Annotated in this window: 16 protein-coding genes and 5 pseudogenes; 10 read left to right on the plus strand and 11 right to left on the minus strand. The window is 64.0% G+C overall.

Annotated elements, in window-relative coordinates; translation table 11 throughout:
- Window positions 1-165 precede the first annotated feature (165 nt).
- Window positions 166-1,059: pseudogene (locus HK436_RS01410) on the plus strand (hydrogen peroxide-inducible genes activator); the annotation flags it as partial.
- Here HK436_RS01410 and HK436_RS01415 read toward each other — a convergent pair.
- The 8 genes and pseudogenes from HK436_RS01415 to HK436_RS01450 form a co-directional block, all read right to left on the minus strand.
- Window positions 1,060-1,479, minus strand: a complete 420-nt coding sequence (locus HK436_RS01415; RefSeq protein WP_173186768.1) for an MAPEG family protein — start codon at window positions 1,477-1,479, stop codon at window positions 1,060-1,062. It abuts the pseudogene before it with no gap.
- A 272-nt stretch (window positions 1,480-1,751) separates the two neighbouring features.
- Window positions 1,752-3,254 carry an IMP dehydrogenase gene (gene guaB / locus HK436_RS01420; protein WP_173186770.1) on the minus strand — a complete coding sequence of 501 codons (1,503 nt, stop codon included), beginning with the start codon at window positions 3,252-3,254 and terminating at the stop codon, window positions 1,752-1,754.
- A gap of 148 nt (window positions 3,255-3,402) precedes the next feature.
- Window positions 3,403-4,896: a glycerol kinase GlpK gene (gene glpK / locus HK436_RS01425; protein WP_173186772.1), complete on the minus strand. Its 1,494-nt coding sequence runs from the start codon at window positions 4,894-4,896 to the stop codon at window positions 3,403-3,405.
- Window positions 4,897-5,007: 111 nt separating this feature from the next.
- Window positions 5,008-5,775 (minus strand): DeoR/GlpR family DNA-binding transcription regulator, encoded by a 768-nt coding sequence (locus HK436_RS01430; RefSeq protein ID WP_173186774.1) that lies wholly within the window; start codon window positions 5,773-5,775, stop codon window positions 5,008-5,010.
- Between the two features lie 292 nt (window positions 5,776-6,067).
- Window positions 6,068-8,213: pseudogene (gene scpA / locus HK436_RS01435) on the minus strand (methylmalonyl-CoA mutase).
- Window positions 8,213-10,221: pseudogene (locus HK436_RS01440) on the minus strand (acetyl-CoA carboxylase biotin carboxylase subunit). The pseudogenes scpA and HK436_RS01440 overlap by 1 nt, the downstream one beginning before the upstream one ends.
- Window positions 10,221-11,135: a glutathione-dependent disulfide-bond oxidoreductase gene (gene yghU / locus HK436_RS01445; protein ID WP_173186776.1), complete on the minus strand. Its 915-nt coding sequence runs from the start codon at window positions 11,133-11,135 to the stop codon at window positions 10,221-10,223. The pseudogene HK436_RS01440 and the gene yghU overlap by 1 nt, the downstream one beginning before the upstream one ends.
- A gap of 8 nt (window positions 11,136-11,143) precedes the next feature.
- A complete protein-coding gene (locus tag HK436_RS01450) occupies window positions 11,144-12,676 on the minus strand; it encodes an acyl-CoA carboxylase subunit beta (RefSeq protein ID WP_173186778.1) in 1,533 nt (510 codons plus the stop codon).
- A 185-nt stretch (window positions 12,677-12,861) separates the two neighbouring features.
- Here HK436_RS01450 and HK436_RS01455 point away from each other — a divergent pair, with 185 nt between their 5' ends.
- From HK436_RS01455 to HK436_RS01495, 9 genes and pseudogenes are all read left to right on the plus strand, one after another.
- Window positions 12,862-14,274 (plus strand): helix-turn-helix domain-containing protein, encoded by a 1,413-nt coding sequence (locus tag HK436_RS01455; RefSeq protein WP_173186780.1) that lies wholly within the window; start codon window positions 12,862-12,864, stop codon window positions 14,272-14,274.
- 87 nt (window positions 14,275-14,361) lie between these two features.
- Window positions 14,362-15,459 carry an enoyl-CoA hydratase/isomerase family protein gene (locus HK436_RS01460; RefSeq protein ID WP_173186781.1) on the plus strand — a complete coding sequence of 366 codons (1,098 nt, stop codon included), beginning with the start codon at window positions 14,362-14,364 and terminating at the stop codon, window positions 15,457-15,459.
- A 40-nt stretch (window positions 15,460-15,499) separates the two neighbouring features.
- Complete coding sequence (pcaD, locus tag HK436_RS01465; RefSeq protein WP_173186783.1) at window positions 15,500-16,294, plus strand: 3-oxoadipate enol-lactonase; 795 nt, start codon at window positions 15,500-15,502, stop codon at window positions 16,292-16,294.
- Between the two features lie 40 nt (window positions 16,295-16,334).
- Window positions 16,335-18,428, plus strand: coding sequence for a 3-hydroxyacyl-CoA dehydrogenase NAD-binding domain-containing protein (locus HK436_RS01470; RefSeq protein ID WP_173186785.1), 2,094 nt, complete (start codon window positions 16,335-16,337; stop codon window positions 18,426-18,428).
- A 5-nt stretch (window positions 18,429-18,433) separates the two neighbouring features.
- Window positions 18,434-20,101, plus strand: a complete 1,668-nt coding sequence (locus tag HK436_RS01475; RefSeq protein ID WP_173186788.1) for an AMP-binding protein — start codon at window positions 18,434-18,436, stop codon at window positions 20,099-20,101.
- Window positions 20,102-20,119: 18 nt separating this feature from the next.
- Window positions 20,120-21,301: an acetyl-CoA C-acyltransferase gene (locus tag HK436_RS01480; protein ID WP_173186790.1), complete on the plus strand. Its 1,182-nt coding sequence runs from the start codon at window positions 20,120-20,122 to the stop codon at window positions 21,299-21,301.
- A gap of 147 nt (window positions 21,302-21,448) precedes the next feature.
- Window positions 21,449-22,651, plus strand: a complete 1,203-nt coding sequence (pimC, locus tag HK436_RS01485; RefSeq protein WP_173186792.1) for a pimeloyl-CoA dehydrogenase large subunit — start codon at window positions 21,449-21,451, stop codon at window positions 22,649-22,651.
- Between the two features lie 15 nt (window positions 22,652-22,666).
- A pseudogene (locus tag HK436_RS01490) lies at window positions 22,667-23,817 on the plus strand (acyl-CoA dehydrogenase family protein).
- 98 nt (window positions 23,818-23,915) lie between these two features.
- On the plus strand, window positions 23,916-24,251 hold the full coding sequence (locus tag HK436_RS01495; protein ID WP_173186794.1) for a protein tyrosine phosphatase family protein: 336 nt from the start codon (window positions 23,916-23,918) through the stop codon (window positions 24,249-24,251).
- A gap of 56 nt (window positions 24,252-24,307) precedes the next feature.
- On the opposite strand, the gene HK436_RS01500 is transcribed toward HK436_RS01495, so the two are convergent.
- The 3 genes and pseudogenes from HK436_RS01500 to HK436_RS30955 all read right to left on the minus strand — a co-directional run bounded on the left by HK436_RS01500 (window position 24,308) and on the right by HK436_RS30955 (window position 26,158).
- Complete coding sequence (locus HK436_RS01500; protein ID WP_173186796.1) at window positions 24,308-25,630, minus strand: TRAP transporter large permease; 1,323 nt, start codon at window positions 25,628-25,630, stop codon at window positions 24,308-24,310.
- A gap of 121 nt (window positions 25,631-25,751) precedes the next feature.
- Window positions 25,752-25,862, minus strand: a pseudogene (locus tag HK436_RS30950) (TRAP transporter small permease); the annotation flags it as partial.
- Window positions 25,862-26,158, minus strand: a complete 297-nt coding sequence (locus HK436_RS30955) for a TRAP transporter small permease (protein ID WP_244648443.1) — start codon at window positions 26,156-26,158, stop codon at window positions 25,862-25,864. The gene HK436_RS30955 and the pseudogene HK436_RS30950, both read right to left, overlap by 1 nt.
- Window positions 26,159-26,220 lie beyond the last annotated feature (62 nt).

Consider the following 26,220-nt stretch of genomic DNA (forward strand, 5'->3'; position numbering starts at 1 on the left):
ACGAGCGCGGCGGGGCATGTGTAAAATATGCCGGTTTCCAGCCAAGGCTGCCGCATCCCGCCTATGGCAGGTTTGCCGGCTTCCGAGTCTGGAATTATTCCAAACTACCCCGGCGCGCCGATAGGGACAAATTGCATTTCCTATTCGTTTCGATAATCTGTGATTATGATCAGATTGACGCTCCGACAGATGGAATATTTCGAGGCGCTGGCTGAAACGCTGCATTTCGGCCGTGCTGCCGAACTTGCCGGCGTGACGCAGCCCGCCCTTTCCTCTCAGATTGCGGAAATGGAAGAGCGGCTTGGCCGTCGGCTGTTCGACCGTGGCGGCAAGACCGTGCACCTGACGGAGGAAGCGCGAGCTCTGAAACCGCGGATAGATTGGGTGCTTGCCGAGACAAGGGAAATCGAAGCGACGGCGAGGCGAGGTCGAGCGTCGATGGAAGGTCGATTTCGGCTGGGCGTCATTCCCACTGTCGCGCCCTATCTCCTCCCGGCGCTTCTGCCGGAGCTGCGCAAGCGGTTTCCAGCACTGGCCGTGGAACTGCGCGAGGCGGTGACGGCGACACTTACAGAGGAGACGGTAGCTGGCCGGCTCGATGGCATGATCGCAGCGCTGCCGCTCGACCATGCGGGCGTGAGCGTGGAGCCGCTCTTCGAGGACCGCTTCTTTCTTGCCGTGCCGAAGGCTGATCCGGGCTTCATATCGCCGCCGGTGCCGCCCGAAAGTCCGGCGCTCGAGCGACTGATGCTGCTGGAGGAAGGCCACTGCATGCGCGACCAGGCGCTGGCGGTCTGCGGCTCGGTGCGGCCGGCCGCCATGGCCAACTACGGCGCGACCAGCCTGACCACGCTGCTGCAGATGGTTGCGCACGGCCAGGGCGTGACATTGATCCCGGAGATGGCGCGCGCGGCCAGCGAAGCGATGCCCGAACTCAGGGTTGTGCCCTTCGCCGAGCCGATGCCGGCGCGGATGCTGGGTTTTGCCTGGCGGCGCAACTCGAGCCGGCAGGGCGAATGCCGGGCACTGGCCGAAATCGTCCGCGGGCTTGCGCCCGCCTCAGCCCGCGCTCAGCAGATCGACGGCGAGCAGCACCCACAAGGCGATGAGCGCCAGGAAGCCAACAGTGAAGGCGGGCTGACGGTAGCGGATGCGGTTGGACGTGACGTGGATGAAGGTGTGCACATAGCGTGACACCGCAAACACCCATGCGAGCCCCAAAGTGAGTGCGCCGACAGCGCCGCTCGCCTGCAGCGCGAGGCAGACGGCGTAGAAGAGCAGCGGCAGCTCGAACTGGTTTTCCAGCGCATTGCGCACGAACAGGCTCTCGGCCGGTTCGTCGCGATTTTCCCTGAATTGCGAGACCTTGGCGTTGCCGGTCATAACCGCCTGCCGGCGACGCAGGCCGAGCAGGACATAGATCGCGAAGACCAGCGCCGCATGGGCGATCATCGGCCAGAAGATTGCAGTCTGGTTCATGTTTGCTTCCTCTGCGACGGTGCTGATTGGACGGGGAAAAACAGGCTATGCGACTTCAAGTCGATCGTGCGTCCTTCGAGGCTCCCCTTCGACGAGCTCAGGGTCGCACCTCAGGATGAGGAGTACTGTACATCGCTCCTGCAGGCTTGTGGGCTCGAGGACCGTTCCGTTGGCTTGTATCGAGCTCACTTTAAGCGGGTTTGATCAAACCACCTCCCTGATCCTGAGGTGCGCGCGCAGCGAGCCTCGAAGGACGCACCCCATAAGCGGCCCTACATGCCGCCCGGGTAGTTCGGGCTTTCGCGGGTGATGGTCACGTCGTGCGTGTGGCTCTCGCGCAGGCCCGCATTGGAGATGCGCACAAAGGTCGCGCGGTCGCGCAATTCGGTGAGGTTCGCAGCGCCGACATAACCCATCGCAGCCTTCAGGCCCCCGACGAGCTGATGCAGCACGCCGCCGACCGGCCCCTTGTATGGCACCTGCCCCTCGATGCCTTCCGGCACCAGCTTGAGCGTATCGCGCACCTCCGCCTGGAAGTAGCGGTCAGCGGAGCCGCGCGCCATCGCGCCGACGGAACCCATGCCGCGATAAGCCTTGAAGGAGCGGCCCTGGTGCAGATAGACCTCGCCGGGGCTCTCGTCCGTGCCGGCCAGCAAGGAGCCGACCATGGCGGCCGATGCACCTGCGGCAAGCGCCTTGGCAAGATCGCCGGAGAACTTGATGCCGCCGTCGGCGATGATGCCGACGCCCGCCCGGTCTGCGGCCTCCACCGCCGACATGATGGCCGAAAGCTGCGGCACGCCAACGCCCGCTACGATACGCGTGGTGCAGATCGAACCGGGGCCGATGCCGACCTTGACGCCATCCGCGCCGGCATCGACCAGCGCCATGGTGCCGTCGGCAGTGGCGACATTGCCGGCGATGATGCGCACCGAATTGGACAGCTTCTTCGCCCGCGCAACGGCATCGAGCACGCGCTGCGAGTGGCCGTGGGCCGTGTCGATGACCAGGAGGTCGACACCGGCATCGATCAGGCGTTCGGCGCGCTCGAACCCGTCGTCGCCGACACTGGTGGCGGCCGCCACGCGCAGCCGGCCCTGCGCGTCTTTCGCCGCATGCGGATTGAGCTGCGACTTCTCGATATCCTTGACGGTGATGAGGCCGACGCAGCGGCCCTCCCCGTCCACGACCAGCAGCTTCTCGATGCGGTGGTGGTGCAGGAGACGCTTGGCTTCTTCCTGCTCGACGCTCTCGCGCACGGTGACGAGCCGCTCCTTCGTCATCAATTCGCGGACCTTCTGCGCCGGGTCGGAGGCGAAGCGAACGTCGCGGTTGGTGAGAATGCCGATCAACTTGCCCGTGGTGTGACCGCCGGTGCCTCCGTTTTCCACGACAGGAATGCCGGAGATGCCGTGGGTGCGCATCAAAGCCTGCGCATCGCCCAGCGTGGCGTCAGGGCCGATGGTGAGCGGGTTGACGACCATGCCGCTCTCGAACTTCTTGACCTGGCGCACCTGCTCGGCCTGCTCCTCGGGCGAGAAGTTGCGGTGAACGACCCCGATGCCACCCGCCTGTGCCATGGCTATCGCCAGCCGCGCATCGGTGACGGTGTCCATCGCTGCCGACAGGATCGGGATATTCAGCTCGATGTCGCGCGCGATCGTGGTGGAAACGTCGGTCTGCCCAGGCATCACCTCCGAATGGCCGGGCTGAAGCAGCACGTCGTCGAAGGTAAGCGCCAGCGCGCCGGTTGCGGTCTCGATGATTCTTGCCATTGCCGATCCTTCGACGTTCGGGTGCGCGGGAGGAGCGCCCTGGCCCGAAGGCTGGCGGCGACTCGTTTTCTCCCTTTCAGGATGGCGGTGGCTGGTAACACGGAGATGGCAGAAAGGAAAGCGCCCGATTGAACGATGAGGCCAAGGATCAGCTCGATAGTGTGCGCCGTACGGCATCCGTCCAGCCGGCAAGCTTGGCCTTGCGGGTCGCGGCGTCCATCGACGGCCTGAAACGCCGGTCGAGCGACCAGGACTTGGCGAACTCGGCGGCCTTCGGCCAAACGCCCGCGCGCTGGCCGGCAAGCCAGGCCGCGCCCAAGGCGGTCGTCTCAAGGATCGTGGGGCGGTCGACTGGCGCGTCGAGCAGATCGGCCAGGCGCTGCATGGTCCAGTCCGAGGCGACCATGCCGCCATCGACCCGCAGCACGGTGTCGGCGTTGGCGCCGCCCTTCCAGTCCTTGCGCATCGCCGTCAGCAGGTCGTGTGTCTGGTAGGCAACGGATTCGAGCGCGGCGCGCGCGAATTCGGCCGGGCCAGAATTGCGCGTGAGACCGAAGATCGCGCCGCGCGCGTCGGCGTCCCAATGGGGCGCGCCGAGGCCGACGAAGGCAGGCACAAGATAGACCGACTGGGTCTCGTCGGCTTCGGCCGCAAGCACACCGCTTTGCTCGGCCTTGCCGATCACCTTGATACCGTCGCGCAACCACTGGACGGCAGCGCCCGCGATGAAGATCGAGCCTTCCAGCGCATAGGTCGTCTTGCCGTCGAGCCGATAGGCGATGGTGGAGAGCAGCCGGTTCCGCGAACGCACCAGCTTGTCGCCGGTGTTGAGCAGGGCGAAGCAACCCGTGCCATAGGTCGATTTCAGCATGCCAGGCTCGAAGCAGGCCTGGCCGATGGTGGCCGCCTGCTGGTCGCCGGCAACGCCGAGAATCGGAATCTCCGCGCCGAACAGTTTCTTGTCGGTGACGCCGAAATCGTCGGCGCAGTCCTTGACCTGCGGCAGCATGGCTGCGGGAATATCGAGCAGCTTCAGCAACTCGGCATCCCATTCGTTTTTCTCGATATTGTAGACGAGCGTACGCGAGGCATTTGTGGCGTCTGTGACATGTGCCTTGCCGCCAGTCAGCCGCCAGATCAGGAAGGAATCGATGGTGCCGGCCAGAAGCTCGCCCTTGGCCGCGCGGCGGCGCGCACCCTTCACCTTGCCTAAGAGCCAGGCGATCTTGGTGCCGGAGAAATAAGGGTCGAGCAGCAGGCCGGTCTTGCGCGCGAATACCGGCTCGTGCCCCTGTTTCTTGAGCTTCGCGCAGAGGCCGGCGGTGCGCCTGTCCTGCCACACGATGGCGTTGTGGATCGCTGCGCCGGTCTGGCGATCCCAAACGACGACCGTCTCGCGCTGGTTGGTGATGCCGATGGCGGCGACATCGGCAGCGGTGAGCTTCGCCTTCTTCAGCGCCGTCTTTACCGACCAGACGACCGTCGACCAGATCTCCTCCGGATCGTGCTCGACCCATCCCGACGCTGGATAATGCTGGGCGAACTCCTTCTGGCCGACCGCGACGACCTTCATGTCGGGACCGAATATGATCGCCCTGCTGGACGTGGTGCCCTGATCGATCGCGAGAATATGCCCGCTCATGTCCCCTCCCGGCGGTATTGAGTTCCGTCACAAACGTTAGCGGCAATACCGAAACTCAAATGCGATTATTTCGAAATCAGAACGAATGTCAAACGAAGCACGTCGCCGCAACTACTCGCGGGTCGTCTCCAGGAGTTCCACTTCGGAATCGCGGCAAATGGTGCGTATCGCGTCGACCGAACAGGTATCGGTGATGAAGGTGTCGACCTGGCTGAGATGGCCGATCCGCACGGGCGCCGTACGCTCGAACTTGGTGGAGTCCGCGACAAGGATGACATGGCGCGCATTGGCGATGATTGCCTGCGCGACCTTCACCTCGCGAAAATCGAAGTCGAGAAGTGCGCCATCATGATCGATGGCGGATGCACCGATGACCGCGTAGTCCACCTTGAACTGGCGGATGAAATCCACCGCCGCCTCGCCGACGATGCCGCCATCTGCGCCACGAACAACGCCGCCGGCGATAACCACCTCGAGCGAGGGATAGACGCGCATCCTGTTGGCGACATTGATGTTGTTGGTGATGACCATCAGACCCTGATGGTCCAGGAGTGCGTTCGAGACGGCCTCGGTTGTGGTGCCGATATTGACGAAAAGCGACGCGCTGTCGGGGATGAGGCGGGCGGCGGCGCGGCCGATGGCGTCCTTCTCGTCGGCGGCGATCTTGCGGCGCGCCTCGTATTGCATGTTCTCGATGCCAGACGGGAACAGCGCACCGCCATGCACGCGCGTCAGCATGCGTTGGTCGCAGAGGTCGTTGAGGTCCTTGCGGATGGTCTGTGGCGTCACGCCGAAATGGCTCGCAAGGTCGTCGACAAGCACCCGGCCATTATCCTTGGCCATCTGGATGATCTCGGCGTGGCGCGGCGGCAGGTACATCGCTTCCCTCCCCTTTCGTTTTTCCTGAACTTAGCGAAAAGCGAAAGCGAAGGATAGCACCGGCATCATCATTGGACGCGGTATCATCGTTGAGTTGCACGGAAGGCTTCTGATGCCTGGTAGTGCGTCCTTCGAGGCTTGCTGCGCTCGCACCTCAGGATGAGGACCGTAGTGCATTGAGCCCGACGAGAGTGGGTTCGATAAACCAACCTCCCTCATCCTGAGGTGCGAGCGCAGCAAGCCTCGAAGGACGCACCATATTCCACCGGGTTTCAACCACCGCAACCGCCACTCACTCGTTGCGGCGCTTGCCTTCCATGAGATCGATGACGGCGCGAGCTGCATCGAGCACGTTGGTTCCCGGACCGAAAACGGCGGCTACGCCGTGATCGAGCAGATATTGATAGTCCTGGCGCGGCACGACGCCGCCGACGACGACGATGACGTTTTCAGCGCCCCTGGCCTTCAGTTCCTGCACGAGTTGCGGAGCGAGCGTCTTGTGTCCGGCGGCGAGCGACGACATGCCGACGACGTGAACCTTTGAGGCAACGGCAAGATCGGCGGCCTCCGCCGGCGTCTGGAACAGCGGACCTGCGATCACCTCGAAACCGATGTCACCAAACGCCGAAGCGATGATCTTGGCACCACGGTCGTGTCCGTCCTGGCCGAGCTTGGCGACAAGAAGCTTGGGCGAACCGCTGAGCGCGCCGGCAAGCTGCTTCAGTCGGCCGACGAGGTTTTCGTATTCCGGCTCGCCCTCATAGGCAGGCCCGTAGACCTCGCGAACCACCTCGGGCACCGCGACATGGTCGCCGAAGGCCTCGCGCAGAGCATCCGAGATCTCGCCCAGCGTCGCGCGGGCGCGGGCAGCCTCAACTGCCGCCTCGAGGATGTTGCCCTCGCCGGTGCGGGCCACCGCGCGCAATGCGTCAAGCGACGCTTCCCACTTCCCAGGGTCGCGCTGGCGGCGGGTCTTCTCGATGCGCGCGATCTGCGCCTCGCGCACTGCCTTGTTGTCGATGTCGAGGATGTCCAGATCGTCCTCGTTTTCGAGGCGGTACTTGTTGACGCCGACGATCACCTCGTCGCCGCGGTCGATGGCCGCCTGCTTGCGGGTCGCCGCCTCCTCGATCAGCCGCTTCGGCAGTCCGTCGTTGACCGCCTTGGTCATGCCGCCCAGCGCCTCGACCTCCTCGATCAGCGCCCATGCCTTTTCGGCAAGCTCGTTCGTCAGGCTCTCGACGTAGTAGGACCCGGCCAGCGGATCGACCACCTTCGTCACGCCTGTCTCATGCTGGAGGATGAGCTGCGTGTTGCGGGCAATGCGCGCCGAAAACTCGGTCGGCAAGGCGATCGCCTCATCCAGCGCGTTGGTGTGCAAAGACTGCGTGCCACCAAGCGCCGCGGACATCGCCTCATAAGCGGTGCGGATGACGTTGTTGTAGGGGTCCTGCTCCTGCAGCGAAACGCCTGAGGTCTGGCAGTGGGTGCGCAACATCAGCGAGGAGCCCTTCTTTGGCTCGAACTCCTCCATGATGCGCGTCCACAAAAGACGCGCCGCGCGCAGCTTTGCGGCTTCCATGAAGAAGTTCATGCCGATAGCGAAGAAGAACGACAGCCGGCCGGCGAAAGCGTCGACGTCGAGCCCCTTCTTCAGCGCGGCGCGTACATATTCGCGCCCGTCGGCGAGCGTGAAGGCAAGCTCCTGCACCAGCGTCGCCCCCGCCTCCTGCATGTGGTAGCCGGAGATCGAGATGGAGTTGAACTTCGGCATCTCCTTTCGCCGTGTACTCGATGATGTCGGCGACGATGCGCATCGAGGGTTCGGGCGGGTAGATGTAGGTGTTGCGGACCATGAACTCCTTGAGGATGTCGTTCTGGATGGTCCCCGAAAGCTTGTCGCGCGAGACGCCCTGCTCCTCGCCGGCGACGATGAAGGAGGCGAGGATCGGAATGACTGCGCCGTTCATGGTCATCGACACGGAAATCTGGTCGAGCGGGATGCCGTCGAACAGGATCTTCATGTCCTCGACGGAATCGATCGCCACACCAGCCTTGCCGACATCGCCTTCGACACGCGGATGGTCGCTGTCGTAGCCGCGATGGGTCGCGAGGTCGAAAGCGACCGAAACGCCCTGCTGGCCGGCTGCCAGCGCCTTGCGGTAAAAGGCGTTGGACGCCTCGGCTGTGGAGAAGCCCGCATATTGGCGGATGGTCCAAGGGCGGCCGGCATACATGGTAGCGCGCGGCCCACGCACGAATGGCGGCTGGCCCGGCAGTGAGCCGAGATGCCCGACGCCTTCAAGGTCCTCGGCAGTGTAAAGCGGCTTGACCGCGATGCCCTCGGGCGTCTGCCAGACAAGCGTTTCAGGGTCGCGCTTGACCTCCTTTTCGGCGGCGGCGCGCCAGGTGTCGAGTTTGGAATTGCCCGCAGCCATCACTCGAACTCCATGATCAGCTCGTCGACGGCGAGGCTGGAGCCGGGCTCGACGGCGACGCTCTTGACCACGCCGCGCCTTTCGGCACGAAGCACGTTCTCCATCTTCATCGCCTCGACCGTGGCAAGCGCCTGGCCTTCCTGCACCTCGTCGCCAGCAGCAACGGCAATCGCCGTGACAACGCCGGGCATCGGGCAGAGCAGCATCTTCGACGTGTCCGGCGGCAGCTTTTCCGGCATCAGCCGCGACAGCTCCGCGATGCGTGGGCTGCGCACGTGAACCTTCACGTCGATGCCGCGCCAGCGCAGCCGCCAGCCGGAGTTGGCAGGCTGGACCTTGACGCCGATGCGCCGGCCGCCAACGGTGAAATGCGCATGGCTGCGCCCTGGAAGCCAGTCGGAGGCGACAGCCAGCGAGCTGTCGTCATCCACGAACGCGACCTGCGTCTTGCCGCCTTCGTCGCGCACGTTCACCGCGAATTCGCCGCTGCCGTTGAGCTTGACGACCCAGTCGCGGCCGACATGGCGCGGATGGTTGGCGAGCGTGCCCGAAATGAGCACGTTGCGCTTCTGCGTGCGCAGGTTGACGAAGGCAGCGACGCGGCAAGCGTGCGAGCCTCGCCATCGTCAGGCGTTACGCCCGCGAAGCCCTCAGGCCATTCTTCGGCGATGAAGGCCGTGGTCAGCCGCCCTGCCTTGAAGCGGGGATGCTCCATCACCGCCGACAGGAACGGCAGGTTGTGGCCGATGCCCTCGACCTCGAAATCATCGAGCGCCCCACTCATGGCGCGCACTGCGTCCTCGCGCGTCTGCCCCCACGCGCACAGCTTGGCGATCATCGGATCGTAATACATCGAGATTTCACCGCCCTCGAAGACGCCGGTATCGTTGCGGATGACCGTACCGTTGTCCTGCGTGCCTTCTTCCGGCGGCCGATAACGCGTCAGCCGGCCGATCGACGGCAGGAAGTTTCGGTAGGGGTCCTCGGCATAAAGGCGGCTTTCGATTGCCCAGCCGTCGAGCGTCACATCATCCTGGGCGATCTTCAGCTTCTCGCCGGCGGCGACGCGGATCATCTCCTCGACCAGATCGATGCCGGTAATGAGCTCCGTCACCGGATGCTCCACCTGCAGTCGCGTGTTCATTTCGAGGAAATAGAAGTTCCGCTCGCCATCGACGATGAACTCGACGGTGCCGGCCGAGTGATAGCCAACCGCCTTAGACAACGCGACGGCCTGTTCGCCCATCGCCTTGCGCGTCGCCTCGTCGAGGAAGGGCGACGGCGCCTCCTCAACCACTTTTTGATTACGGCGCTGGATCGAGCATTCGCGCTCGCCCAGATAGATGGTGTTGCCATGCTTGTCGCCCAGCACCTGAATCTCGATATGGCGGGGCTGGGTGACGAACTTTTCGATGAAGATCCGGTCGTCGCCGAAGGAGGACTTCGCCTCGTTCTTCGACGACTGGAAGCCCTCGCGCGCCTCGGCGTCGTTCCAGGCGATGCGCATGCCCTTGCCACCGCCGCCCGCCGACGCCTTGATCATTACGGGATAGCCGATCGAAGACGATATTTTCACAGCCTCGTCGGCATCGGCGATCAGGCCCATGTGGCCGGGCACGGTGTTGACCCTGGCTTCGGCGGCAAGCTTCTTGGAGGTGATCTTGTCGCCCATCGCCTCGATGGCGCCGACCGGCGGGCCGATGAAGGCGACGCCTTCCTTTTCCAGCGCCTCGGCGAACTTCGCGTTCTCCGACAGGAAGCCGTAGCCTGGATGAACGGCATCGGCGCCGGTCTGACGGATCGCATCGATGATCCGGTCGATGACGATATAGGACTGCGACGAGGGTGCCGGCCCGATATGCACCGCCTCATCGGCCATCTTGACGTGCAGGGCATCGCGGTCGGCGTCGGAATAGACGGCTACCGTAGCGATGCCGAGCCTCGATGCCGTCTTGATGACACGACAGGCAATCTCGCCGCGATTGGCAATGAGGATTTTCTTGAACATTACTGGCCCGAGACCTTGTCCTGCGTCTTCAACTCGAAATCCGAAGCATCATGGCGCTCGTGGAGCTGCTTGGTCGGGTCGCCGAAGGTGCGGTTGACCATGGAGCCGCGCTGGGCCGCCGGGCGCTCGCCGATCGCCTTGCGCCAGCGCTGGACGTGCTCGTACTTGTCGACCTCGAGGAAGTCGCCGGCATCCTCATAGGCGCCGCTGGCAGCCAGCCGGCCGTACCAGGGCCAGATAGCCATGTCGGCAATCGTATAGTCCTTGCCGGCCATGTATTCGTTCTTCGCCAGATGCCGGTCGAGCACGTCCATCTGGCGCTTCACCTCCATGGCGTAGCGGTTGATGGCGTATTCGATCTTCATCGGCGCATAGACGTAGAAATGGCCGAAGCCGCCGCCGAGGAAGGGGGCGGAACCCATCTGCCAGAACAGCCAGTTCATCGTCTCGGCGCGGGCGCGTATGTCGGTCGGCAGGAAGGCGCCGAATTTTTCGGCCAGATAGAACATGATCGAGGCGGATTCGAAGAGGCGCACCGGGTCGCCGCCGCCCTTCGGCGCATGATCCATCATCGCCGGGATCTTGGAGTTCGGATTGACCTCGACGAAGCCGGAGCCGAACTGGTCGCCGTCGCCGATCTTGATGAGCCAGGCGTCATATTCCGCGCCGGCATGGCCCGCCGCCAACAACTCCTCGAGCATGATGGTCACTTTGACACCATTGGGCGTGCCCAGCGAATAAAGCTGCAGCGGATGCTTGCCGACCGGCAGCTCCTTGTCGTGTGTCGGGCCGGCGATCGGACGGTTGATGGAAGCAAACGTTCCACCGCTTGCCGAATCCCATGTCCAGACCTTCGGCGGCACATAGCCTGCGGGGAAATTCTTCTCGGGCGGGAATTTGTTCTCGTCGGTCATGTCGTTCCTCACAGGGGGATCGTGTCGTGTTTCTTCCAGGGCTGGTCGAGCTTCTTCGTGCGCAGCGCGGCGAAGGCTCGCGCGATACGCTTGCGGGATGAATGCGGCAGGATAACCTCGTCGATGAAGCCACGCTCGGCCGCCTTAAAGGGGTTGGCGAAGTTGATCTCGTATTCCTTGGTGCGCTCGGCGATCTTTTCCGCGTCGCCAAGCTCGGAGCGGTAGAGGATTTCGGTGGCGCCCTTCGCACCCATCACCGCGATCTCGGCCGTCGGCCAGGCGTAGTTGATGTCGGCGCCGATATGCTTCGACGCCATGACGTCGTAGGCGCCGCCATAGGCCTTGCGAGTAATAAGCGTGACCATCGGCACCGTTGCCTGGCTATAGGCGAACAGCAGCTTGGCGCCGTGCTTGATGACGCCGCCATATTCCTGCGCGGTGCCCGGCAGGAAGCCCGGCACGTCGACCAGCGTCAGGATCGGGATCGAGAAGGCGTCGCAGAAGCGCACGAAGCGCGCCGCCTTGCGCGATGAATCGATGTCCAGGCAGCCCGCCAGCACCATCGGCTGATTGGCGACCACGCCCACCGTCTGGCCTTCGATACGCATGAAGCCGGTGACGATGTTGCGGGCGAAAGCCTCCTGTATCTCGAAGAAATCGCCCTCGTCGGCCAGCGCCAGGATCAGCTCCTTCATGTCGTAGGGCTTGTTGGCGGAATCAGGAATGAGCGTGTCGAGCCGCATCGCCGCCCGGTCCGGGTCGTCATGAAAGGGGCGCACCGGCGGCTTTTCGCGGTTGTTGAGCGGCAGGAAGTCGAACAGCCGTCGTACCTGTTCCAGGGTCTCGACATCGTCGTCGAAGGCACCGTCGGCGACGGAGGATTTCTGCGTGTGCGTACGCGCCCCGCCAAGTTCTTCCGCAGTTACGATCTCGTTGGTGACGGTTTTCACCACGTCCGGCCCGGTGACGAACATGTATGAGCTATCGCGCACCATGAAGATGAAGTCGGTCATCGCCGGCGAATACACCGCGCCGCCCGCGCACGGCCCCATGATGACGGAGATCTGCGGCACGACGCCGGAGGCGTCGACATTGCGCTTGAAAACATCGGCATAGCCGGCAAGCGAGGCAACACCCTCCTGGATGCGCGCGCCGCCGCTGTCGTTAAGGCCGATTACCGGCGCGCCGTTGCGCACCGCCATATCCATAATCTTGCAGATCTTCTGCGCATGGGTCTCTGACAGAGAGCCGCCAAGCACGGTGAAATCCTGCGAAAAGACATAGACGAGCCGGCCGTTGATGGTACCCCAGCCCGTGACGACGCCGTCGCCGGGATACTTCTGGCTCCCCATGCCGAAATCCACCGCGCGGTGGGCGACGTACATGTCGAATTCCTCGAAGGAGCCTTCGTCGAGCAGCACCTCGATGCGCTCGCGCGCCGTCAGCTTGCCCTTGGCGTGCTGCGCATCGATGCGCTTCTGGCCGCCGCCGAGGCGCGCCTGGGCGCGGCGCTCTTCCAGTTGCTCAAGGATTTCGCGCATCAGCGGTATCCCCGCGCGGCGTCGGCTTGTCTGTGCATCGGGCGTCCCCTGGGCAGTTTGTTCGCGTTTGTTGCGGCATGGCCGGCACTTTCCGGCATAACGCCTTAGCAAGACGGCGAAAAGGCTTGAACGGGCGGAGGCGCATAAAGTAGGTTTCGCAATATTGCAAAAAGCGAATTTGCGAAATGCGAAACACCAAACTGTTCATCGGCCGTAAGATACGCGACCTGCGCGAGGCCAACCGCCTTACGCAGGCAGCGTTTGCCGAGCGCATCGGCATATCGACAAGCTACCTGAACCAGATCGAGAACAACCAGCGCTCCGTGTCGGCGGCCGTGCTGCTGGCGCTGGCCGAGACCTTTCGCATCGAAATCTCCGATTTCTCGTCCGGGGAGAGCGACAGGCTGCTGTCGGCGCTGTCCGAGGCGGTGACTGATCCGTTGTTCGAGAATTTCAAACCAAGTCTCCAGGAAATGAAGCTGGTAACCCAGAACGCGCCCGGCTTCGCGCACGCGCTCATCACCGCGCATCAGGCCTATCGACGCAATTCCGAACAGCTTGCGAGCTTCGACGATACGATTGGCCGCGGGGCCGGCGTGGCTGAGCCAAGCGCCTATGAGGAGGTGCGCGACTTCTTCCACTTCGTCGACAACTACATCCATGAACTTGACATCGCCGCCGAGGAACTGGCTGCAAAGCTTGGCATCCCCGACCGCGACCCTTCTGCCGCCCTGCCCGACTATCTCGAGCGTCAGCATGGGGTGACGACCGCGCGCGCAGCACCTGAAGAAAACCTGCTGCGGCGCTTCGACCCCGTCAGGCGCACGCTGCACCTCAATCCCTTCTCGCCAGTCTCGACCCGCAGCTTTCAGGCCGCATTCCAGATCGGCGAACTCGAGATGGCGGAGATCATCGCAACCATCGCGGAGAATGCCGGCTTCCACAGCGGCGAGGCCGTCGAGATCTGCCGTATCGGGCTCGCCAACTATTTCGCCGGCGCACTGATGATGCCTTACGAAGCGTTGCTGGCATCGGCGCGGGAACTGCGCCACGACCTCGACCTGCTGGCGAGCCGCTTCGGCGCCAGCGTCGAACAGATCGCCCATCGGCTTTCCACAATGCAGCGCCCCGGCCGCAAGGGTGTGCCGATCTTCTTCGCCCGCATCGACCGTGCCGGCAACATCACCAAGCGGCACAGCGCGGCCAAGCTGCAATTCGCACGCTTCGGCGCGGCCTGTCCGTTGTGGAACGTGCATCAGGCGTTCGAGACGCCGGGGCGCATCATCCGCCAGCTTGCCGAAACGCCGGACGGGGTGCGCTATCTGTGTCTCGCAACGGAGATATCGAAGGGCGGCGGGGGCTTCCGTGCACCGCAGCGGCGCTATGCCATCGCGGTGGGCTGCGAAGTGACGCATGCGGGCGACTTCGTCTATGCCGACGATCTCGACATTGCCAACCGCGCCGGCTTCGACCCGATCGGCATATCCTGCCGTATCTGCGAAAGGCCCAACTGCGCGCAACGCGCGGTGCCGCCGCTCAAGCGCAGGCTGGTGGTGGACCACAACCATCGCGGCGCGGTGCCCTACCGGCTGGATTGACGGGGCGCACAACGGCGGTGCGCATTTTGATGTTCCAGCACGAACGATAGCCGCTATGGTCGCCTCGAAGCAGCAAGGAGGAGCCGCATGAGCGACGAGCCGGACATCATCTTCGAGACGCGCGGCCGTGCGGGCGTGGTCACGCTCAACCGGCCCAAAGCGCTCAACGCGCTCAACAGCAACATGGTCGCACTGATGCATCCCCAGCTCGTTGCCTGGGCGAACGATCCGAAGGTGGAACTCGTGATCGTCAAGGCCGCCGGCGAAAAGGCGTTCTGCGCGGGCGGCGACATTCGCCAGCTCCACGACTGGGGTAAGGCCGGCGACCCGGCGATACGCTCCTTCTATCGCGACGAATACCGACTCAATGCGTTCATCAAGCGTTATCCGAAGCCCTATGTGGCACTGGTGGACGGTATCGTGATGGGCGGCGGTGTCGGCCTTTCCGTTCATGGCAGTCATCGCGTGGCTGGAGAAAAGCTGATGTTCGCGATGCCCGAGACCGGCATCGGCTTCTTTCCCGATGTCGGCGGCACCTACTTCCTGCCTCGCCTGCCCGGCAGGACCGGTACCTGGCTTGGGCTCACCGCAGCACGGCTCGGCCAGGCGGATGCGCTGTGGACAGGTTTCGCCACCCATGCCGCCCGTTCGGCCGATTTCGATGCAATCCTGGAGGCGCTTTGCGACAAGGGCGATCCCGACGCCACGCTTGCGTCATTCGCCCAGGTTCTGGATGGAGCCAAGGCACCGGCCCTGCAGCCGGTGATCGATCGCTGCTTTTCCGCCAACACCGTGGAAGAGATTTTGGCGCTGCTCGATGCAGAAACCGGCGAGCATGCCGAATGGGCAGCCAAGCAGGCTGCAACCATGCGCCAGAAGTCGCCCACCAGCCTCAAGATCGCGCTGCGGCAGATGCAGGAGGGCGCAAAGGTGGAGTTCGAGGCCTGCATGGGCATCGAATACCGGATCGTCAGCCGCATCATCGATGGCGTCGACTTCTATGAAGGCGTGCGCGCAGTCATCATCGACAAGGACAACGCGCCCAACTGGCAACCTGCCGGGCTCGACGGCGTTTCAACGGCCGATGTCGACGCCTATTTCGCACCGTTGCCGGACGAGCTGGATCTGTCGGGGCTCGATCGCGCCTTAAATTCCTTACAGGCACGATTGACCGCGCTCCGATGATGCAACATACTCGGTAGTATGTTCTTGAGGGAGGAGCCATATGGCGTTCGCGCGGGTGAACGGCGTCGTTCTGCATCATGACGTACGCGGCAGGCCTGACGGGCCTGTTTTGGTGTTCTCCAATTCGCTTGGCACCGACTTCCGCATCTGGGACAAGGTCGCGGAGACGCTAGGCGACGATTATCGCATCGTGCTCTACGACAAGCGCGGCCATGGCCTGTCGGAGGCGACGCCCGCGCCCTATCGTCTGATCGACCACGTGCACGATCTCGCTGCGCTGCTCGACCATCTCGGAATCGAGAAGGCGGGCGTCGTCGGCCTGTCGGTCGGGGGCCTGATCGCGCAGGGGCTGGCAGCGATGCGGCCCGACCATGTCGCGGCGCTGGTGCTATGCGACACGGCCCACAAGATCGGCAATGACGAATTGTGGAACACCCGCATCGACGCGGTGACGAAGAACGGCATCGAATCTATTGCCGGCGCGATCCTGGAGCGCTGGTTCACCGTCGGTTACCGCGACCCCGAAAACGCCGACTATGTTGGATACACAGCAATGCTGACGCGGACGAACGTCGACGGCTATGCGGGAACCTGCGCGGCACTGCGCGATGCCGACTTGACGGAATCCACCCGCGCGCTGAAGCTGCCGGTGCTCTGCGTCGTCGGCGGCCAGGACGGATCGACACCGCCCGATCTCGTGCGCTCGACCGCCGACCTGATCGAGGGCGCGCGCTTCGAGATCATCGAGGGCGCCGGCCACCTGCCGTGTATCGAAAGACCGGATGAAACCGCCCGACTGATCGGCGGGTTCCTGAACGACGCCGGCTGGCGCTGACGCCGCCATCCCAAGACAACGAACACCGAGGATACGACCCATGAGTGACTATGTGACAGTGGCGCGCGATGGCGCAATCGCGGTCATCACGCTGGACAATCCGCCGGTCAACGCGCTCAGCCACCACCTGCGCGAGCCTTTGTTCAAGGCGCTGGAAGCCGCACGAGACGATGCGGCGGTCGAGGGGATTGTCATCGCCTGCGCCGGGCGCACCTTCATATCCGGCGCCGACATCACGGAATTCGGCACGCCGAAGGCGCTTGCAAGCCCCTCCCTGCCGGAACTCTGTGCGCTGCTGGAATCGCTGCCCAAGCCGGCGGTCGCCGCCATTCACGGCACCGCACTGGGCGGCGGGCTCGAGCTGGCGCTCGCCTGCCATTACCGCGTCGCCGACAAGGGCGCCAAGGTCGGCCTACCCGAGGTCAAGCTCGGCCTTCTGCCAGGAGCTGGCGGCACGGTGCGCCTGCCGCGCCTCGTTGGTCCCGAAAAGGCAGTGGCGATGATCGTCTCCGGCAACCCGATCAACGCCTCAGCAGCGCTGGAGGCCGGTGTGGTCGATGCCATCGCCGCGGGCGATCTGACAGCCGATGCCATTGCCTTCGCAAAGGCCAGGGTGGCCGATGGCGGCCCGCATGTTCCGGTGCGTGATCGCGACGACAAGATCGCTCCTGCACGCGCCGACCTCTCCGGTTTCGAGGCGGCGGTCAAGGAGGCGACCAGGAAGACGCGCGGGCTCGAAGCGCCGCTTGCCTGCGCCACTGCCGTTCGCAATGCCGTCACCCTGCCCTTCGACGAAGCGTTGAAAAAGGAACGCGAGCTCTTCATCGGGCTCGTCAACGGCGTCCAGTCGCAGGCGCAGCGCCACCTGTTCTTTGCCGAGCGCGAGGCGGCCAAGGTGCCGGGCGTCGGCAAGGAGGTCCAGCCGCGCATGGTCAGGAAGGTCGGCGTCATCGGCGCGGGGACGATGGGCGGCGGCATCGCAATGTCCTTCGTCAATGGCGGGTACCCGGTCACTATCCTCGAAATGAGCGACGAAGCGCTCGACCGCGGCTTTGCCACCATCGACAAGAACTACGGGATCTCGGTCTCACGCGGCTCGCTGAGCGAGGAAGCCAAGGCCGAACGCATGGGCCGCTTCTCGCGCACGACGAATTATGCTGACCTTGCCGATTGCGACCTCATCATCGAAGCAGTCTTCGAGGAGATGGGCGTCAAGAAGGAGGTTTTCGGCAAGCTCGACGCCATCGCCAAGCCCGGCGCGATCCTTGCCTCCAACACGTCCTATCTCGACGTCAACGAGATCGCGGCATCCACCGCCCGTCCGCATGACGTCGTAGGGCTGCATTTCTTCTCGCCGGCAAACGTGATGCGGCTGCTGGAGATCGTGCGCGGCGACAAGACCGCGCCCGACGTCCTTCTGACGGCGCTGACCGTTGCCCGCAAGATCGGCAAGGTGCCGGTCGTCGTCGGCGTCTGTCACGGCTTCGTCGGCAATCGCATGCTTGGCGCGCGTTCGACCGAAGGCGAGGACCTGCTGCTGGAAGGCGCATCGCCCGAGCAGATCGACAAGGTCTTCGCCGATTTCGGCTGGCCGATGGGACCGTTCGAGATGGGCGATCTGGCGGGTCTCGACATCGGCTGGCGCAACCGCAAGTCGCTTGGCAAGACGGCCGCGATCGGCGACGCGCTGTGCGAAGCCGGCCGCTTCGGCCAGAAGACGGGCAAGGGCTTCTATCTCTACGAACAGGGGTCGCGAAAGCCCATCCCCGATCCGGAAGTGGCAAAGCTGATCGAAGAGAAGGCGAGCGAGCGCGGCGTCAACCGGCGCGACATCTCCGACGACGAGATCACCGAGCGGACGCTCTATCCGATGATCAACGAAGGCGCCCGCATCCTCGAGGAGAAGATCGCCGCGCGGCCTTCCGACATCGACATCGTCTGGACCAATGGCTACGGCTTCCCGATCGGCAAGGGCGGTCCGATGTTCTGGGCCGATACCGAAGGGCTGAAGAAGATCGTCGAGCGGCTGGAATACTGGCACGGCAAGACGGGCAAGGACGTGTTCAAGCCGGCGGCCCTCCTCAAGCAAATGGCCGAGGACGGCGGCAGCTTCTCGGGCCGGCCAGCGGCCTGAGCGCGATGAACCTGGCCGCCGCTCCCTGGAGAAGCGCCTACCCTCCCGGCCTTGCGCCGGACGTCGAGCTTGCGGCCTTTCCGGTTCACGAGATCGTCGAGCGGGCGGCGGCGCGCTGGGGGAGCAAGGCGGCATTCCGCTTCCGCGATACGGTGCTCAGCTACGAGGCGCTGGCGGCCGAGGCGGAGCGTTGCGCGGCCGCTTTTATGCGTGAAGGCATCGCCAGCGGTTCGAGGGTGGCGCTGCTGCTGCCCAACACCCTCTATCACCCGATCGCCTTCTTCGGCGCGCTCAAAGCCGGCGCGGCGGTGGTGCATCTGTCGCCGCTCGACAGCGAGCGCGTGCTTGCCCACAAGCTTGCCGACAGCGGCGCAAGGCTTTTGGTGACGACGAATATCGGCAATCTGGGACAGCGCGCGGAGGCGCTGCTGAGGGATGGCGCGGTCGACAAGGTCATCATTGGCGAGGACAGCGCGTGGGGACCTCCAGCAACATCCGGGGAAGTGATCTCAGGCGCGGGGATCGTCACCTTCGCAGACTTTGTCGCCGACGCGCAGGCCGAACGTTTTCCCGATGTCGGCCTCGATGACCTTGCCCTGCTGCAATATACCGGCGGCACGACCGGCATGCCCAAAGGCGCCATGCTGAGCCATCGTAACCTCTCGACCGCTGTGTCAAGCTACGACCTCTGGTTCAACGGCTGGGGCCTTTCGCGGCCGGGCCAGGAACGCGTGCTTCTATTCCTGCCACTGTTCCACATCTACGCGCTGGTGGCAGTGATGCTGCGGGCGCTGAAAAGCGGTCAGGAACTGATCCTGCATACGCGCTTCGACGCCGAGACCGCCTTGGCGGAAATCGAGGCCGGTGCCACCAGCTTTCCCGGCGTGCCGACCATGTGGATCGCAATAGCATCCTTACCCGGTTTCGAGAAACGCGACTTCAGCTCGCTGCGCTATTGCGCATCGGGCGGGGCGCCGCTGCCGGTCGAGATCGCACGGCGGCTGCGGGCAGCAACCGGGCACGCCATTCTAGGCGGCTGGGGCATGACAGAGACATCGCCTGCGGGCACGAACATTCCCTTAAACCGGCCGGACAAGGTGGCGACCATCGGGGTGCCCCTGCCGGGCGTTCATCTCGACATCGTCGCGCTCGACGATCCGGCGCGCGTGCTGCCCGCTGGCGAGACCGGTGAGTTGCGGGTGTTCGGTCCGAACGTCACAGCCGGCTATCTGAACCGCGAGGACGAGACGCGCGCCGCCTTCAGCGAAGGCGGCCTGCTGACCGGCGACATCGGCTTCATGGACGAGGAAGGCTTCTTCACCATCGTCGACCGCAAGAAGGATATGATCCTGTGCGGCGGCTATAACGTCTATCCGCAGATGATCGAGCAGGCGATCTACGAGCACCCGGACGTCGAGGAGGTGCTGGTGCTGGGCGTGCCAGATGGCTATCGCGGCGAGACGCCGAAGGCTTTCCTCAAATTGAAGGCAGGCGCGCCGCAACTCACGATCGAGGCGCTGCGCACCTTCCTCAAATCGCGGCTCGGTCCGCACGAATTGCCCACGCTTGTCGAAATCCGGGACGCTCTGCCGCGAACCCCGGTCGGCAAGCTTTCCAAACTCCAGCTCAAACAGGAAGAAGCCGCGCGGCAAGAACCCGCCAAGGTTTCTTGAACCCACAGGGAGAACAACATGGCTGATGCCGTCATCGTCTCAACCGCACGAACCCCGGTCGGCAAGGCCTATCGCGGCGGGCTCAACGACACGCCCGGCGCCACGCTCGGCGCCCATGCGATCAGCCACGCGCTGAAGCGCTCGGGCCTGGAGGGCGGCGAGATCGAGGACGTGATCATGGGCTGCGCTATGCAGGAAGGCACCACCGGGCTGAACGTCGCACGGCGCGCCCTGCTCGTCGCTGGGCTGCCGGTAACGGCGGCGGGAACCACCATCGACCGTCAATGCTCGTCCGGCCTGCAGTCGATGGCGCTGCTTGCAAACGCGATCCGTAATGACGGCGTCGTAGCCGGCATCGCCGGCGGGCTGGAATCGATCAGCCTCGTGCAGAACGACCATCGCAACACGTTCCGGCTTGTCGACAAGACGCTGACCGGCCCAGCCGCCGACGTCTACATGCCGATGATCGACACGGCCGAGGTGGTCGCCAAGCGTTACGGCATTTCGCGCGAGCGGCAGGACGAATACGGGCTGGCGAGCCAGCGGCGCGTGGCGGCCGCCCGCGAGGCAGGCAAGTTCACCGACGAGATCGCTCCTATCAAGACGCGCATGGCCGTCATCGACAAGGAGACGAAAGAAGTCAGCCATCGCGACGTGGAGATCGCGCATGACGAGGGCCCGCGCCCCGAAACCACCGCCGAGGGCCTGGCCGGCCTGAAGCCGGTGCGCGAGGGCGGCACGATCACCGCCGGCAATGCCAGCCAGCTCTCAGACGGCGCTTCGGCCAACGTCATGATGAGTTCCAACGAAGCCGAAAAGCGCGGCCTGACCCCGCTAGGCATTTTCCGCGGCTTCGCGGTCGCAGGCTGCGAGCCTGACGAGATGGGTATCGGTCCGGTCTTCGCGGTGCCGCGCCTGCTGGAGCGCCACGGCCTGAAGGTTGACGACATCGGCCTCTGGGAGCTCAACGAGGCCTTCGCAGTGCAGGTCCTCTATTGCCGCGACCGGCTCGGCATCGACCCGGAGAAGCTCAACGTTAACGGCGGCGCGATCGCACTCGGCCACCCCTACGGCATGAGCGGCTCGCGACTGGCCGGCCACGCACTGATCGAGGGCAAGCGGCGCGGCGCGAAATACGCAGTGGTGACGATGTGCGTCGGCGGCGGCATGGGCGCTGCCGGGCTGTTCGAGATCGCCTGACTTATACCGCCCCTTTACCGCCTTCGATGACGGTCCTTCCCCCAAACGGGGGAGGACTTCGCAGCGAAGATAATAACAACGTCGGCAGCTCTGCCCCGAGGCAGGTCCGGCGAGGCGGCGGGGCAAATCAACATTGGAGGAATACAGATGGACCTTCGATACACGCCCGAGGAACTGGCCTTCCGCGACGAGGTGCGCGCGTTCCTGAAAGAGAACCTGCCCGAAGATGTCCGCCAGCGCCTGGACAATGGCGAATACGGCAACAAGGAAGATCTCGTAAGCTGGTCGCGCATTCTCAACCAGAAGGGTTGGGCCGTGCCGCACTGGCCGGAAAAATACGGCGGCACCGGCTGGGATCCGATGCGGCAGTACATCTTTCTCGAAGAGACACAGAAATGGCCTGCCCCGCAACCACTCGCCTTCGGCGTCAACATGGTCGGACCGGTGATCTACACCTTCGGCAGCGAGGCACAGAAGGCGCAATACCTGCCGCGCATCGCCAATCTGGACGACTGGTGGTGCCAGGGCTTCTCCGAGCCCGGCGCGGGCTCCGACCTCGCCTCGCTGAAGACGCGGGCGGTGCGCGACGGCGACCATTACATCGTTAACGGCCAGAAGACCTGGACGACACTAGCGCAATATGCGGACTGGATTTTCTGCCTGGTGCGCACGGACACGCAGGTGAAAAAGCAGGAAGGCATTTCCTTCCTGCTGATCGACATGAAGACGCCCGGCATCGAGGTACGGCCGATCGTCACCATCGACGGCGGGCGCGAGGTCAACGAGGTGTTCCTCACCGACGTGCGGGTGCCGATCGAGAATCTGGTCGGCGAGGAAAACAAGGGCTGGGACTATGCCAAGTTCCTGCTCGGCAACGAGCGCACCAACATCGCCCGTGTCGGCATGTCGAAGCAGCGCATCGCCCGCATTCGCGAGCTCGCCGGCAAGGAAATGTCGAGCGGCAGGCCGCTGACCGAGGATTCGCGTTTCCTCGAAAAGCTGACCGCGGTCGAGATCGAACTGAAGGCGCTGGAGCTGACCCAGCTTCGCGTGGTGGTCGCAGACGCCAAGCGCGGCAACACGGGGCGGCCCGACCCGGCGTCCTCCATCCTCAAGATCAAGGGGTCGGAGATACAGCAGGCGACAACGCATCTGCTGATGCAGGTGATGGGGCCGCACGCGCTGCCCTACCACGATCATGACATCGAGGGTTCCAACATGCCGCCGATCGAGCCCGACTACGCGGCGCACGCCGCGCCGTCCTATTTCAATTATCGCAAGGTCTCGATCTATGGCGGCTCGAACGAGATCCAGAAGAACATCATCGCCAAGGCCGTTCTGGGACTCTAGGGAGCGAATACAGACATGGATTTCGACCTCACAGAAGAACAATCGATCCTCAAGGCTTCGATCGACCGGCTGCTGACCGACAAATACGGCTTCGAAGACCGCAAGCGCCACATGGCCGCGCCCGAAGGCTGGAGCGCGCAGATGTGGGCAAGCTATGCCGAGATGGGCTTGATGGCGCTCCCATTCGCTGAAGCCGATGGGGGCTTGGCGGCACCCCTGTCGAAACGATGATCGTGATGGAATCGCTCGGCCGCGCGCTGGCGCTCGAACCCTACTTCCCGACCGTCGTACTCGGCGGGTCGTTCCTGCGTTTTGGCGGCAATGACGACCAGCGTGCCGAGTATATCCCGGCGGTGGCTGACGGTTCGCTGAAACTGGCCTTTGCGCAGGTCGAACGCAATTCGCGCTACGACCTCCATCATGTCGAGACGACGGCCGCCAGGGACGGCGAGGGCTACCTGTTGAACGGCCAGAAGAGCGTCGTGCTGCACGGCGACAGTGCGGACAAGTTCTTCGTCACCGCGCGCACGGCCGGCGGGCCGCGCGACGAAGGCGGCATCGGCGTCTTCCTGGTCGATGCCCGGGCGAACGGCGTTTCGGTGCGCGGCTACCCGACGCAGGATGGCGCGCGCGCGGCCGAAGTCACGTTCGACAACGTCAAGGTAGGGGCGAACGGCGTCTTCGGCGATCCCGAAAACGGGCTCCCGCTCGTTCGCCGCGTTGTCGATGCCGGCATCGCGGCGCTGGCGGCCGAATCGGTCGGTGTGATGGCGGCAATGCACGCTCTGACCGTGGATTACCTCAAAGTGCGCAAGCAGTTCGGCGTTGCGATCGGTCAGTTCCAGGTGCTGCAGCACAAGGCCGTGGACATGTTCGTCGCCATCGAGCAGGCCCGCTCCATCGCGCTCTACGCCACGATGATGGCGGACAGCGAGGACGAGGACGAGCGCGGCAGGGCCATGCACGCCGCAAAGGCCGAGATAGGGCGCGGCGGGCGGCTGTGCGGCGAGAATGCGATTCAGCTTCACGGCGGCGTCGGCATGACCATGGAATACGCGGTTGGCCACTACTTCAAGCGCATGACGATGATCGACACGACGTTCGGTGACGGCGACCATCATCTATATCTGCTGTCGACCGGCGGCGGGCTGTTCGCGGCGGCCTGAGCGGCAAAACGGCATTGGCGGGCGCCCTGTGCTTGGCAAGCGCGGGGCGGCATGCCTACATGCCATCCGAAACCGCTTCACAGATACAGGACAGATCCATGGAAATCCGCCAGATCACCGAGAACTATTCCGTCGCCCCGCAAATCAGCATCGACGACATCGCGCAGATCAAGGACGCCGGCTTCAAGAGCGTGATCTCCAACCGGCCCGATGCCGAGGATGGCGCGGTGCCACACGATGCGATCGAGGCGGCCGTCCGTGAGGCCGGGCTGGAGTTCCGCTATATTCCGGTCATAAGCGGCCAGATCACGCAGGAGAATGTGGACGACCAGGCGGCGGCACTGGATGCCCTGCCTGGCCCGGTGCTGGCCTACTGCCGCTCCGGCGCCCGCTGCACGAACCTTTACGGACTGGTCACGCAGCAGCGCGGCTGAGTGCTACGACAGACCTGAAAGACGGCCGGCAGATGCCGGCCGTTTTCTTTTTGCGCTCAATAGAGCAATCGCACCATGAACAGCGAGATCACCGGGAAAAGCACCAGCAAGGCGGTGCGGACCACGTCGCTGATGACGAAAGGCGTGACGCCGCGATAGGTGTGCAGGATCGGAATATCCTTTGCCATCGAGTTGATGACGAAGAGATTCATCCCCACCGGCGGTGTGATCAGCCCGACCTCGACCACGATCAGCACCAGTATGCCGAACCAGAGCGCGAACTCCTCCGCACCGAGACCGAAATCCAGCCCGCTGACGATCGGGAAGAAGATCGGCACGGTGAGCAGGATCATGGACAGCGAATCCATGAAACAGCCCAGCGCGAGATAGAACAGCAGGATGCAGATCAGCACGATCCAGGGGTTAAAGCCCTGATCGGTGATGAAGGCGGCGGCTTCAACAGGAAGCTGCGAGAGCGCCAGGAAGCTGTTGTAGATCGCCGCACCGAAAACGATGAAAAAGATCAGCGCTGTTGCCGAGGCGGTGGTGAGGATGGAAGCGACCAGCGTCTCGCGGGTCAGCCCACCATTGATCAGCGCGATCAGGCCGGTGCCGGCAGCGCCCACGGCAGCCGCTTCGGTGGGCGTGAACCAGCCTGTGTAGATGCCGCCAACCACGGCGATGAAGACCAGCAGCACCGGCCAGACATCGGCCAGCGCCCTGAAACGCTCGCGATAGGTCTGCCTCGGGTGAGAACCGGCCGCGCCTGGGAAAAGCCTTACATAGATCGAGATGGCGATCATGTAGCCTATGGCGGCCAGAATACCGGGAATGAACGCAGCCACGAAAAGCTTGGCGATGTTCTGCTCTGCAAGGATCGCGTAGATGACGAGCACGACAGACGGCGGAATGAGCACGCCCAGCGTGCCGCCCGCTGCAAGCGTGCCGGTCGCCAGCGCCCCGGAATAGCCGTAACGACGCAGCTCGGGCAGCGCCACCTGCGCCATCGTGGCGGCCGTAGCGAGGGACGACCCGCAGATCGCGCCGAAGCCGGCGCAGGCCCCGATTGCCGCCATGGCAACGCCACCCCGGCGATGGCCGAGCCACGCATTCGCGGCCTTGAACAGCGACTGCGACATGCCGCCAAGCGTGGCGAACTGCCCCATCAGCAGAAAGAGCGGGATGATCGACAGCGAATAGCTTGAGAACGTCGAGTAGGTCTCGAATTTCAGGCGCGCGAGGATCGGCGCGGTCGAGCCCATGATTAGCCATGTGCCGGCCAGCCCGCATGTCAGCATCGCGAGACCGATGGGGATACGCAGGAAGATCAGCAGCAGAAGGACGGGAAAGGAGTAGATACCCAGCTCGAGATTGCTCAAGACGCATCTCCCCCTTCGTCGGCGCGAACTGGCTTTCACCGGCGAACGCTTCCTTAGCCCGGACAATCGTCATGTATACGGACACGATCACGCCCACGACGATGGCGCACATGGCGGCTGCAAAACCCCACCACACCGGGAACTGCAGGATGAAAGTCGTCTCCTGATAGCGGATCTTGTCCATCATGCCGTACCAGAGCCGCCAGGCGAGCAGGATCATGACCAGCGTCATCAACAACTCGGCGAGCAGGTCGATGACCCTGTTGATCCTGTCGGGAAAAAGCTGGTGAATACATCCACCGTCGCATGCGCACGCTGGAGCTGGCACCAGGGCAGGAACGAGAAGACCGCGAAGGCGGTCATAGCCTCGACCAGCTCGAAGTCGCCGGGTATCGGCCCCAGACCCTGACGCACAAGCCCACGGCCCGTGATGCTGACCACGATCAGCAATGTAATGACCACCAGCACGAGCCCGCCGAGAATGGCGAGCGCCCGCGCCAGCCACTCGATGGCCGCCGATCGCCTCATCCAGTTCCTCCACCCACCAGACTTCCGGATCGGAACGCTACTCGCTGCCGAATGCAGCGACA

This window comes from Neoaquamicrobium sediminum (assembly GCF_013240295.1).
GTDB lineage: Bacteria > Pseudomonadota > Alphaproteobacteria > Rhizobiales > Rhizobiaceae > Aerobium > Aerobium sediminum.

Excerpts from the sequence above, each read along its gene's own strand:
- HK436_RS01480 (WP_173186790.1), top strand. The coding sequence starts at position 20,120 with ATGGCTGATGCCGTCATCGTCTCAACCGCACGAACCCCGGTCGGCAAG.
- HK436_RS01450 (WP_173186778.1), bottom strand. The coding sequence starts at position 12,676 with ATGCGCGAAATCCTTGAGCAACTGGAAGAGCGCCGCGCCCAGGCGCGC.
- pcaD (WP_173186783.1), top strand. The coding sequence starts at position 15,500 with ATGGCGTTCGCGCGGGTGAACGGCGTCGTTCTGCATCATGACGTACGC.
- guaB (WP_173186770.1), bottom strand. The coding sequence starts at position 3,254 with ATGGCAAGAATCATCGAGACCGCAACCGGCGCGCTGGCGCTTACCTTC.
- HK436_RS01475 (WP_173186788.1), top strand. The coding sequence starts at position 18,434 with ATGAACCTGGCCGCCGCTCCCTGGAGAAGCGCCTACCCTCCCGGCCTT.
- HK436_RS01430 (WP_173186774.1), bottom strand. The coding sequence starts at position 5,775 with ATGTACCTGCCGCCGCGCCACGCCGAGATCATCCAGATGGCCAAGGAT.
- yghU (WP_173186776.1), bottom strand. The coding sequence starts at position 11,135 with ATGACCGACGAGAACAAATTCCCGCCCGAGAAGAATTTCCCCGCAGGC.
- HK436_RS01470 (WP_173186785.1), top strand. The coding sequence starts at position 16,335 with ATGAGTGACTATGTGACAGTGGCGCGCGATGGCGCAATCGCGGTCATC.
- HK436_RS30955 (WP_244648443.1), bottom strand. The coding sequence starts at position 26,158 with ATGAGGCGATCGGCGGCCATCGAGTGGCTGGCGCGGGCGCTCGCCATT.
- HK436_RS01455 (WP_173186780.1), top strand. The coding sequence starts at position 12,862 with ATGCGAAACACCAAACTGTTCATCGGCCGTAAGATACGCGACCTGCGC.
- glpK (WP_173186772.1), bottom strand. The coding sequence starts at position 4,896 with ATGAGCGGGCATATTCTCGCGATCGATCAGGGCACCACGTCCAGCAGG.
- HK436_RS01495 (WP_173186794.1), top strand. The coding sequence starts at position 23,916 with ATGGAAATCCGCCAGATCACCGAGAACTATTCCGTCGCCCCGCAAATC.
- HK436_RS01460 (WP_173186781.1), top strand. The coding sequence starts at position 14,362 with ATGAGCGACGAGCCGGACATCATCTTCGAGACGCGCGGCCGTGCGGGC.
- HK436_RS01415 (WP_173186768.1), bottom strand. The coding sequence starts at position 1,479 with ATGAACCAGACTGCAATCTTCTGGCCGATGATCGCCCATGCGGCGCTG.
- pimC (WP_173186792.1), top strand. The coding sequence starts at position 21,449 with ATGGACCTTCGATACACGCCCGAGGAACTGGCCTTCCGCGACGAGGTG.